We start from the raw sequence: 11,775 nt of genomic DNA on the forward strand, positions 1-11,775 counted from the left end.
TTAGCCGATAAAAGAAGCATCTGTCTAAAAAAAAATCTATAAATTACAGCAAGCATTTATCTAAATTTGCCACATACTGTTTTTATCACCTAAAAATTAGATTACATGACTGAGATCAGAAATAACTGGACGAAAGAAGAAATTGCAGAAATATACCATACGCCGCTGCTCGATTTAATTTATCGCGCAGCAACCATACACCGCGAAAATAAGGATTATGCTGAAGTCCAGATCAGTTCGCTGATCTCCATTAAAACTGGTGGATGCCCGGAAGATTGTGCTTATTGTCCGCAAGCTGCCCGTTATAATACTGGCGTCGATGTTCATGCCATCATGCCAAAAGAAGAAGTAATTGCCGCTGCCGAAAAGGCAAAAGCTGGCGGTGCTTCCCGTTTGTGTATGGGTGCAGCATGGCGCGAAGTGCGCGATAACCGCGACTTTGAAAAGGTAATTGATATGGTAAAAGCAGTAAACGCCTTAGATATGGAAGTTTGCTGCACATTAGGTATGCTAAACGAAGCACAGGCACAACGTTTGGCAGATGCCGGTTTGTATGCTTACAATCATAATTTAGATACTTCGGAAGATGATTACAAGCGTATCATTACTACACGTACTTATGATGACCGTTTACAAACGTTATCAAATGTTCGCAAAGCTAAAATTTCGGTTTGCAGCGGCGGGATAATTGGTTTAGGTGAAACGGTTGAAGACCGGATTTCGATGCTTAAAACTTTATCCAATATGCCTCAACATCCGGAATCTGTTCCGATCAATGCCTTGGTGCCGGTAAAAGGAACGCCGTTGGCAGATCAGCCTAGGGTTTCGGTTTGGGATATGGTGCGGATGATTGCCACTACCAGGATTATTATGCCAAAAACAGTAGTCCGACTTTCTGCCGGAAGAACTGAAATGAGCACTGTAGAACAAGCTTTGTGTTTTATGGCTGGCGCCAATTCTTTGTTTGCAGGAGAAAAACTGCTGACTACGCCAAACCCGTCTTTTGATACCGATATGGCTATGTTTGAATTGCTTGGTTTAACGCCAAGAAAAGCCTTTAAAAACGGCAGGCCGCAGCAACAAACGGAAATTTTGGAAACAGAAACTTCATTATAAAATAAAAGGACTGCTTCGGTAGTCCTTTTTTGCTTTTATGGCGTTTTGCTATCATTTCGACTGTAAGGAGAAATCTTCTTCAACGCAATCATCTTACTTCTTCGATGAAGATCTCTCCTTACAGTCGTGATGGCAAAATGCCTATTCTATCTTCCTCAACCTTAAACCGTATCTTCGCAATTATTATTCTAATTCCAAATTATTCATGTGGGCAGATAAATTAAAGCTCAGTAAACAACTGGTCCGAACGGTAACCGAAGCAGGTTTCAACAATCCCAAAGAAGTTCAGCTTAAAACATTAGCGAGAATTGCAGGCGGACAAGACCTGCTTGTTGCGGGCCCGGAAGGTTGCGGCAAAACCACAACTTATGTACTGGCAGTTCTAAACCGCATTAAACAAGGTTTTGGCGATGCGCCGCGCGTTTTGATTCTGGTAGAGAACAAAGAAAAAGTAGAAGCTGTATCAGGGCAGTTCAAGCTGTTTAATAAAAATAAATCGTTACAAATTGTTGGTTTATATCCCGCTCCTGGAATAGAAGCGCAAATGGATGCTTTGGCAGATGGATCTGATGTTGTTGTAGCCACGCCAGACCGTGCACGCGCCATCTACTTAAAATTAGGTTTAAACCTGAATAAAGTTGAATTACTGATTGTAGATGATGCCGACCTGATTATTAAACAAGGCATGCAACTGCCCGTAGCCGAACTGGCAAACAGTATAGCTAAAGCGCAGCACCTGGTTTTTACGGAAGTGGTCCATGATAAATTGTGGAAAATGATCGACCCGTTTATGAAACTGCCTGCTACAGTAGAAGTGGAGGAGTTAAGTGAAACAGATTTAGTTACGTATGAGCAATTGCTCTACCAGGTTCCAAACTTTCGTACCAAACTCAATTTACTGTATTTGTTTTTGGCAGATGCAGAATTGTTTACCAAAGCCATCGTATTTGCCAATACTGTTTTTACGGCAGAAAAATTGTATAAAAGTTTACAGCAAAGGTTAAAGCACGAAGTTGCTTTGTTTAACCCTGAATTTTTTGATGTAACGGGTTTTAAGGATTTATTTGAGTTTAAAGCGTCAACTTCTGCAAGGATACTGATTGTGGCAAATGAAAACAGCGGGCTCACAGATGTGCTGGACATTCCGTTCATCCTGCATTTCGAGCTTCCTTTAGAGCAGGAAATATTTATTAAACGCGTTACCAATCCTTCTCCGCAGGAAAAAAACGAAACCTTAGCCATTACTTTTGCAACGGATTTGGAACTGAATGCTGTTAAAAAAATTGAACAAGCCATCGGACAAAAAATTCCGGTAGCTGCTTTGCCGGACGATTTACACATCGAGAAAGAACAAAAACCGGAAACGGAAGAGAAAAAAGCGGTTAAAGTTAAAAATCCAGATCCGGAGCCTGGTACTGCTTTTCACGAAAAGAAAGCAAGCAACGCTAAAACTTACAATTTCAGTTCGGGCGAAAAGGCTAAAATGAACAATAAACGGAAACATTAAGTTTAAAATTAATTTATTGATCCTGAACATCCGGAGAAAAATCCAGGAATAATTTTGTAAAAACCAATGCTTCTTTTATCGGCATAAAAGAAGCATTGAATTAATTCTTAACTTTTTTCTGCAAAGTATTGCACATATAAATCTTCCACTTTTTTTCTGGCCCAGGGCGTTTTCCGCAAAAAGGTAAGGCTTGATTTAATGCTTGGGTTATCTGTAAAACAATTGATGCGGATGCGCTGTCCAAGTTCTTCCCAACCAAAATAATCAACCAGTTCTTTCACAATAGTTTCTAAAGTTTTACCATGAAGTGGATTGTTAGCTTGTGGATGTGTCATACAAACAAATGTAGAAATTTAGTTTAAAAGGCATTTTTGGCCCTGCCGGGGATAAAACAATTTTAAGCCAAAATAACTTTATCGGTTATGAAAACAGGAACAGCATTAATTGGAGGACTGGCAGGTGCAGTAACACTCAACCTTATTCACGAAGCTTACCGGCAGATAGATAAAGACGCACCGCATATCCATATAATCGGGGAAGAAGCTTTAGTAAAAGTGCTAAAAGAAGCCAAACTGCCCAAACCTCATACCCAAAAGCAACTGTATTTGTGGACGCTTACCGGCGATGTGATCAGCAATGCCTTGTACTATAGTTTAATTGGCGCAGGAAAAAGAAAAAATTTATTAAAGCGCGGTTTGGCTTTTGGTTTAGCTGCCGGGCTTGGTGCTGTTTTTATGCCATCAAAAATGAGTTTAGCTGATGCACCCAGCGCGCGTACCACAGAAACAAAATTGTTAACCGTATTGTGGTACACTTTAGGTGGATTGGCTGCCGCCAGTGTTATTAAGGTTTTGAGGAAGAAAAAAAGTTATGCTATAAAAAGTGTTTTTCACGCCAAGCCGGATTTGTATAAGCATACGGCCCAATTGTAATACTTCTTTTATCAAACAAAAATTAGGATAGTTATAATAGACCTAAATTGATCTTGTAATTAAATTACAAAGAGCATATAAAAATAACGTTACAGCAGCAAAATATCGATTTGGTGGGCATGTACCATTTCTTCCTGCGGAGACCAGGCAAAAATAGTAAACCGGCCATCCTGCGAAGCAACCAAAGCAACAGCATCGCGCTGGTCGAATACAAATTGCGCTGCCGAAAGATGCCTTGTTCCGCCTAACTTTGCCGGGTGCGTTACACTTGCGGTGCTGCCAATAATGGGTTCTGTAATCACGATCTGATCTACCCGCTTGCTTTTCCAGGATCGGCCAATTTTGGCACCAAAAGCGAGCAGTTCGTGCCGGTCGTTAATAATGGTTGCACCATCCACGGCAGTTAATCCGCCAACACTATCTACAGCCTGGCGGAGCAGGCTTTGCCACAGCACTTTGTTTGTTTCCTGATCGCTGATCTGGGTAATATCTGCCAAACCCGTAAATGCCGACAAAACAGGGTAGGTGATGGGATGAATGATAGAGTCTCGCCAATCCTGCGTATCAGCAGGGACCACCAATAAAGCACCGCCGCGTCCATGTGCGCGCATAGAAGCAGCAAGCTGTACCAGAATATTGGCCGAGTCGTTTCCATTGTATGGGGATGTAAAACCTAATAAAGAACTGATAATGGGCGGCCGGTCGGGCGCATTATGGTTTTTTTCGTCCACAACTTTTATCTGGTCGCCTTTAAGGGTAGCAACGTTCACAAATTTGCCAATGCCGTCAATACGCCGGTGTTTAACAACCAGCAGGCCCGGTTCTACCACTTCCAGTACAAAACACAAACCCGGAATATCACGGGTAGTCCCCCAGATGTACAATTCGCCTTCTTCCATCCAAACACCTAAATGGATACCCGGCCGTTCTACCGCAGGTGCAAGTTTGGTTAATACTGCTGTTTGCAGGGCTAATGGATATTTAAAAACCATTGGTAAACCTGCCATCTCCGGAGGTAAAAATGCTAAGGATATTTTAGGCGAGCGGCCTTCCTCGCGGCCTAAACTCGACCAAAAGGCCACATCGATTATGCCTTCAATTACAGCAGCCACAGGTTCGGGCGCAAGCTCCTGAACGCCCTTTAAACGGGCAGCAGCAAAATGCTGTTTAAAATGATACTCTACCACAGCAGCAACTTTGCGTGCAGCCTGATAAGTGGGTTCAGGAATATGGGTCTGGTAAGTGCTGTTCGTTGGTTCGTAATTCATTAAGCGCAATAGCTGCAACAGGTTAAGTATCAAAACTAATCTAAATTGGCTGGGTGCGCAAATACATTCTGTCAGTTTAATGTTGTTTATTTAAAATGCCATACTGTTTTTACCCCCTAAAATTGGTGCCTGTTAAACCTGAAAAACCAACTATTTACTTAATTTCCTAACCTTTTAGGGCTTTCGGCTGTTGTTCCTTTATATATTTTAGACAGATAAAAGAAGCATGGCTATAATAGGTGAACTGATCAAATCAGCAATAGAATTAACCGATAAATTAGTAAAAGAGCCGGACGCGGTAGAGGCACAACACAAGGTACTCGAAAACCTGCTGACTACAGCCAGAAACACAGAATTTGGCAAGCATTACGATTTCGAAAGCATTTTAAACAGCCCGGATATAGCCAAAGCTTTTGCAGAAACAGTCCCGGTGTTTGATTACGACCGTTTGAACAAAGAGTGGTGGCATTTGGTGGTAGAAGGAAAGGAAGATATTACCTGGCCCGGAAATACGGATTATCTGGCTTTAAGCAGCGGCACCACCAGCCACAGCAAACAAATCCCGGTAACGGACGATATGCTTTCGGCTATCCAAAAAGCAGGGATGCAACAAGTTGCCGCACTGGCTAATTTCGATCTGCCGCCATCTTTCTTTGAAAAACAAATCCTGATGCTGGGCAGCAGTACGGATTTGAAAGAAATTAACGGACATTTGGCAGGAGAGATCAGCGGGATCAGTGCCAGCAGGATCCCGTTCTGGTTCCGTGGTTATTACAAACCAGGAAAAGATATTGCCAACCTGACTGATTTTGATGCACGGATCAAAGAAATAGCCATACAAGCTCCAAATTGGGATATCGGCAGTTTATCCGGCATTCCGGCATGGATGGAACTGATGCTGAAAGAAGTGATCAGCCATAACAAACTCAACAACATTCACGACATCTGGCCAAACCTGGGCGTTTATACTTCCGGCGGCGTTGCCTTCGATCCTTACAAAAAAAGCTTTGAAAAACTGCTGGCACATCCTTTAATTTATATTGATACTTACCTCGCTTCCGAAGGTTTTCTGGCGATGCAAAAGCGCCCGGAAACTTCATCTATGGCTCTGGTGGTCGATAACGGGATTTATTTTGAGTTTGTTCCTTTTGAAGAAAAGAACATGACAGAAGAAGGGACCGTTGCCGAAGACGCAGAAGTGATCAAGCTTGCCGATGTAGAAGAAAATAAAGATTATGTGCTGCTGATCTCCACCGTTTCTGGTGCCTGGCGCTATATGATCGGCGATACGGTGATGTTTACGGATAAAAGCAGGCACGAGATCAGGATCAGCGGACGGACAAAACATTACTCCAATGTTGTTGGCGAGCAGCTCTCGGTAATACAAATGAACGCTGCCATACAGGAAATGGAAAAGCAGTTTAATGTTTGTATCCAGGAGTTTATTGCCGCTACTGTTCACCGCGGCGAAGAATTTATACAGAAATGGTATTTAAGCGCTGATAAAGAACTTGATAAAACCCAGGTAGCAAAAGCATTGGATAAAACTTTACGCGATAACAACAAGAACTACAATGTTGCCAGAACACGTGCTTTAAAAGATGTAGAAGCAGAATTGATCCCTGCGGAAACTTTTTACAAATGGAGCGAGGAAAATAAAAAGCGCGGTGGACAGGTGAAAATACCGCGCGTAATGAAAGAAGAACAGTTTTTAGAGTTTGAAGATTTTGTAAAGAAACATCTCTGATTTTTTGTCATGCAGAGTTTATTTCAGCATCCCGCAGGATTGGTGCTTCTTTTATCGGCATAAAATCAATGATGAGAGAGATGCCAAAATAAACCCTGCATGTTAAAATTAAATCTTAAATCGGCTTTTTAATTTTCTTAATCAGGTCCACAATTTGCTGCGGCGAAAGGTAAAGCCTCTTGATCCGCGCTTTATATTCGGGCGGCAAATCAGCATTATTTAAAATGAAGTTTTTGGTTTTGATGATGTAATCGCCTAAACCATGCTGCACGGCATAAGTATCGGCGTTTCTTTCGGCCTGCATTAAATATTTTTCCGAACAGATGTAGTTAATTCCAAAAACCAGCATGTTCCAGTTACTGCGTTGCGTATAATCCATAATATGACCAAGTTCATGCCCGAACCAACCTATTAAAACACCTGTTGGTGCGTTTTGTATCGGCATAGAACTATGTGTCATTACAAAGCGAGGGTTAATTTTAACTACATAAGTGCGGTGTTTTTGTCCGCGAAAAAAGGAAGCAATTACCGGTTGCGAAAGCATGATCGATTTACTGGTATTGGGGTCGAACACAAAATCAATCGGCGTTTCTTTCAGTTCCGGGTAATAGGCGAGGGCAGCTATCACTTCCTTTTCCACCACAGCCGGAATGGTTTTATGCTGATAAAAAATGTTTAGCGGCGTAGCGCCAGCAAGTTTAGCAGGCTTGGAAGAAAAATAAACAATTGCATAAATAAAAATAGCGGCTAAAAGAAGTATCAGCGTTGTAAAGAATATAGACTTTTTATTCATGCTTGTTCAACATTGCAATAGAAAAATAGTTCTGATCTAAACTTTGAGGTTGCACCTACTTCAATAATTTGCATAAGAAATCTATCGTAAAAATTTCAAAATCAAGAACTATATCCTAAGTTAAAACAATCAAAATAGTTCCTATAACTATCAAAACAATTCCAACAATAGATGCAGTAAAATAAATCCAAAATAAATAATCTGTCTATAAATTCTTGATTTAGAGATTTTTGTTTATTATTTTTATTCATAAATCAAACCTAAAAGTCATGAAAAAAATTATTATCGGCACAGCTTTGGCTACCTGCTTTCTTTCGGCTTGCAACACCAATTCAAATACTACATTAAAAGGAAAAGACAGCAGCACGGCTTCCCTGGAAAAAAACAAGCAGACAGCTTTAAACTCTGTAGAAGCTTATTCTAAAAAGGATATTGCTGGCATATTGAAGGATTGTTCGTCTGATTTTGTAGATTATGGTACTGGAGAAGGTAAACCAATGAAGAACCAGGATTCAATTAGAACAATGATGAAAAGTTTTTTTGCTGCTTTTCCGGATTATAAAGGTGAAAATTTTAAAGCTGTTGCAGAAGGCGACACCGTAATTGTAACGGCAAACTGGAGCGGTACTTTTAAAAATGCGTTTATGAACATAAAGCCAACGGGCAAATCTTTCAAAGCGCCTGATGCTGATATTTTTACTTTTAACGATGCCGGAAAAATTACTTCCCACAAAGGGGTACAATCAGAAGGAACATTTTTTTATCAGTTAGGGATCTCAATGCCGGCGAAGAAAAAGTAAACGGTGATAAAAATGTATTCCGAAAGGTTGTAAAATACCTTTCGGAATTTTAGCATCAATTGCAATGTAAAATTGGAAATTGAGAATATATAATCTGCACCAGACAAAAACCCTTCCGTTTTCAAAAAATAGTTTATTGGAAAATATCTTTACATCAAATTCTGGTGGCAATTTTACTTCTGCATCTTTTGTAAACCCATCAAAATCAGAACCAATGCAAATTGGGTTTTTGGTTTAATGCTTTGTTTACTTCATAATTATTGTTGTGGGCAAATGATACTATTTCTAATTGTTAAAAGTTGAAACAACTTCTAAACAAAAAGTCCTCCGGCAATCTAAAATTAATGTAGTTTTACCTGTAATTCTAAGGCTTAACCAAAAACCGTTTAATGAACCTGAACAATCATTTTATCTGCAAAAGCTGTTTAATCCAATACACAAAGTTGTTGTTTTTATCCTTCCTGTTAGCTTCGGCCATACAGGTTTCGGCACAACAAAGCAAAGTAATCACGATAGAAACCCAGCATAATGCTATGGCTTTTCAGGTTGGTACAGATAAACGCGTGGGGATGATTTACTTGGGCGAGAAACTGGCAAACGCAAATGAGTATCAACATATTCCGTCTATGAACAGAGAGGGAACAGACCCTTCCGGCATGTTCAATTCGGCTTATACACCGGCTGGTTCCAGGAATTTGATTGAACCGGCTATTGAAGTTACCCATGCTGATGGAAATACTTCGCTTGACCTGCAATATGTAAGCGACCAAACCAAACAGGTTGGACCTGATGTAACGCTGACCAGCATTGTTTTAAAAGACCCGGTTTATGCTTTTATGGTTACCCTTTACTATAAAGTTTATGCAAAAAATGATGTGGTAGAGCAATGGTCGGTCATTAAACAAACAGAAAAAGGAAACGTAATGCTGCAAAAGTTTGCCTCGGCCAATTTGTATTTAACGGCCAATTCGTATTGGCTAAAACAGTATCATGGCGATTGGGCAAGGGAAATGCAGCCGCAGGAATCAGAACTGACCGCCGGTATAAAAGTGCTCGATTCTAAATTAGGCACACGTGCAGATTTGTTTCAGCCGCCATCTTTTATGGTTTCTTTTGGCAAACCTGCAACAGAAGAAGAAGGTAAAGTTTTGTTAGGCTCATTGGAATGGTCGGGCAATTTTAAAATAGACCTGGAGGTTGATCCGCTTAAAAACTTAAGATTAATTGCCGGAATTAATCCTTTTGCTTCCGAATATTCGTTAAAACCAGGCGAAGAATTTAAAACGCCAGCTTTTCTCTATACTTATTCCGATTCCGGAAAAGGAAATGCCAGCCGTAACCTGCAACGCTGGGCAAGGGATTATCAGATTGTGGATGGAAAAGGGGCAAGGTTAACCATTTTAAACAATTGGGAATCTACTTTTTTTGATTTTGATGAAACCAAACTGGCAGCTTTATTAAAGGATACCAAAAAGCTGGGAACAGATGTGTTTTTATTAGATGATGGCTGGTTCGGCAACAAATATCCAAGAAATAACGACCACGCAGGTTTAGGCGACTGGCAGGAAAACAAAGCCAAATTACCAAGTGGAATTGGTTATCTGGTTAAAGAAGCACAAAACAACGAGGTAAAGTTTGGTATTTGGGTGGAGCCGGAAATGGTGAACCCAAAAAGTGAACTGTTTGAGAAACATCCGGATTGGGTGATTAAACAACCAAACCGCGAGGATTACCTCTACCGGAACCAAAATGTGCTCGACCTGAGCAACCCAAAAGTGCAGGACCATGTTTTTGGTGTTTTAGATAACCTCTTCACCAAAAACCCACAGCTTGGTTTTATTAAATGGGATTGCAACGCGGTGATTTACAATGCTTATTCTGCTTATGAGAAAAAGCAGTCGCATTTATACATCGATTACGTGCGCGGATTGTACAGCGTTCTTGCACGTGTGCGTGCCAAATATCCAAAAGTACCGATGATGCTTTGTTCCGGCGGCGGCGGCCGTGTTGATTATGGCGCTTTAAAATACTTCACCGAATTTTGGCCAAGCGACAATACCGATCCGCTGGAAAGGGTTTTCATCCAGTACGAATACTCCTTTTTTTATCCGGCCATCACTTCCGATAACCATGTTACGGACTGGGGAAAACAGCCGATCAAATTTAGGACTGATGTTGCCATGATGGGCAAATTAGGTTTTGATATTATGGTGGGCAAACTGAACGAGAAAGACCTGCAGTTTTGCCAGCAGGCCATCCAAACGTATAAAGGTTTTAGCGATGTGGTTTGGCACGGCGACCAATACCGGCTGTTAAGTCCATGGGAAAATGACCTGGCCTCGATCCAATATGCAAATGAAAGCAGGAGCAAAGCCGTTGTATTTAACTACCTTACCAGCAACCGTTATGGTGCAGGCAGCCATTTGCCAATTCCGTTAAAAGGATTGGATGCGAATAAAAAATATGCGGTAAAAGAAGTAAACCTGTATCCGGGAACCAGGTCCGCCTTTAAAGAAGATGCTGTTTTTACCGGTGATTATTTGATGAAGATTGGCGTTAACCCGATGGTAAATGCAGGACGTGCAAGTGTTATTTTGGAAATAGATGAAGTACAATAAACACTTTGAATTTTACCTTTTATAAAAAGTGTTGTAAAAGAAACATTTTGATTTTAATGCAATGCTTCTTTTACTGGTGTTTTTTTGGCATGTTCGTAATAACTAACAATTACAACTTTTATAGAAAAGGGAGTTGGCGATAAGAATTATGGACCTGACAAAAGCCCGTTGGATAAACCATATCTACCTCAAATAAAAGGTGCGCATTCTGTATTGTTCAACTTTCGGCAATACAAAAAAGCGAAGTACGCATTTTGTATTGTTCAACTTTCGACAATACAAAAAAACGAAGTACGCATTTTGTATTGTTTGGCGGCAAAACTAATATGGCCTAAGCCATTTTTTAAATTATAAAAAGCTGATATTAAAGCAATTGCTTTTATATATAAAATACAATTTTTCTATGAAAATAAATATTTTAGATTTGTAACTGAGGTGCCGAAAGGTGCGTATATTTATGAGTTGCACGCCATTTGCCGACACAATCGCCGACTTTTAACAATTGCTGACCATTTTCGCTGACTTTTTCCAATGCTGTTTTTATCAATATAAAATAGACGGACGAATTTTTTGCTGGTAAAAACAGCATTTCTGGCAGACTTTTTCAGCTTTGGAAAATGGTTTGTATTTTCTAAAACGACAAATTAAACTTTTTGACTTTTTCCGCAGACAAAATATTTGCCGCACTTTTTGATTTGCTAAATTTTAAAATACTATTTTTATAAGGCAAAAGTTCACAGACAAAATAAACGTTGTACTTTTTATTTGCCGACTTTGAAACTTCGCTTTTAAACAAAAACGTCGTACAACATTGGTTTGGCAAAAAACTGGCGGACGGAAGTTATCAAACTTTTGTTTCGCCATTTTGCTTTTGTTTCGGCGGAAGGAACATTTTTCAGCTTGTAAAAACAGTATTAAACTTTTTGTTATAAATTTAGCTTTGGTTCCGGCCGACGAATTCCAAATACCAGTTCTTCGCCAAGCCTTTTCCGTT

Annotated in this window: 9 protein-coding genes; 6 read left to right on the forward strand and 3 right to left on the reverse strand. The window is 40.2% G+C overall.

Annotated elements, in window-relative coordinates:
• Nucleotides 1–105: 105 nt before the first annotated feature.
• Together bioB and GO621_RS17910 are read left to right on the forward strand one after the other, a co-directional pair.
• Nucleotides 106–1,116, forward strand: a complete 1,011-nt coding sequence (gene bioB / locus GO621_RS17905) for a biotin synthase BioB (RefSeq protein ID WP_157569596.1) — start codon at nucleotides 106–108, stop codon at nucleotides 1,114–1,116.
• A 205-nt stretch (nucleotides 1,117–1,321) separates the two neighbouring features.
• Nucleotides 1,322–2,623: a DEAD/DEAH box helicase gene (locus GO621_RS17910; protein WP_157569599.1), complete on the forward strand. Its 1,302-nt coding sequence runs from the start codon at nucleotides 1,322–1,324 to the stop codon at nucleotides 2,621–2,623.
• A gap of 107 nt (nucleotides 2,624–2,730) precedes the next feature.
• Here the strand turns inward: GO621_RS17910 and GO621_RS17915 are convergent, their stop codons facing one another.
• On the reverse strand, nucleotides 2,731–2,958 hold the full coding sequence (locus GO621_RS17915; RefSeq protein ID WP_157569601.1) for a VF530 family protein: 228 nt from the start codon (nucleotides 2,956–2,958) through the stop codon (nucleotides 2,731–2,733).
• Nucleotides 2,959–3,045: 87 nt separating this feature from the next.
• Between GO621_RS17915 and GO621_RS17920 the strand changes: the two genes are divergently transcribed.
• On the forward strand, nucleotides 3,046–3,555 hold the full coding sequence (locus GO621_RS17920; protein ID WP_157569603.1) for a hypothetical protein: 510 nt from the start codon (nucleotides 3,046–3,048) through the stop codon (nucleotides 3,553–3,555).
• Between the two features lie 89 nt (nucleotides 3,556–3,644).
• Here GO621_RS17920 and GO621_RS17925 read toward each other — a convergent pair whose 3' ends face one another.
• Nucleotides 3,645–4,823: a putative sensor domain DACNV-containing protein gene (locus GO621_RS17925; protein ID WP_157569605.1), complete on the reverse strand. Its 1,179-nt coding sequence runs from the start codon at nucleotides 4,821–4,823 to the stop codon at nucleotides 3,645–3,647.
• Between the two features lie 226 nt (nucleotides 4,824–5,049).
• Between GO621_RS17925 and GO621_RS17930 the strand changes: the two genes are divergently transcribed.
• Entirely contained in the window at nucleotides 5,050–6,570 is a 1,521-nt protein-coding gene (locus GO621_RS17930) for a GH3 family domain-containing protein (RefSeq protein WP_157569607.1), read from the forward strand.
• A 115-nt stretch (nucleotides 6,571–6,685) separates the two neighbouring features.
• Here GO621_RS17930 and GO621_RS17935 read toward each other — a convergent pair whose 3' ends face one another.
• On the reverse strand, nucleotides 6,686–7,363 hold the full coding sequence (locus GO621_RS17935; RefSeq protein WP_157569609.1) for a hypothetical protein: 678 nt from the start codon (nucleotides 7,361–7,363) through the stop codon (nucleotides 6,686–6,688).
• A gap of 269 nt (nucleotides 7,364–7,632) precedes the next feature.
• On the opposite strand from GO621_RS17935, the gene GO621_RS17940 reads away from it, so the two are divergent.
• A complete protein-coding gene (locus tag GO621_RS17940) occupies nucleotides 7,633–8,163 on the forward strand; it encodes an ester cyclase (protein WP_157569611.1) in 531 nt (176 codons plus the stop codon).
• A 389-nt stretch (nucleotides 8,164–8,552) separates the two neighbouring features.
• Entirely contained in the window at nucleotides 8,553–10,781 is a 2,229-nt protein-coding gene (locus GO621_RS17945) for an alpha-galactosidase (RefSeq protein WP_157569613.1), read from the forward strand.
• Nucleotides 10,782–11,775: the final 994 nt, after the last annotated feature.

Source organism: Mucilaginibacter arboris, from assembly GCF_009754915.1.
Lineage (GTDB): Bacteria > Bacteroidota > Bacteroidia > Sphingobacteriales > Sphingobacteriaceae > Mucilaginibacter_A > Mucilaginibacter_A arboris.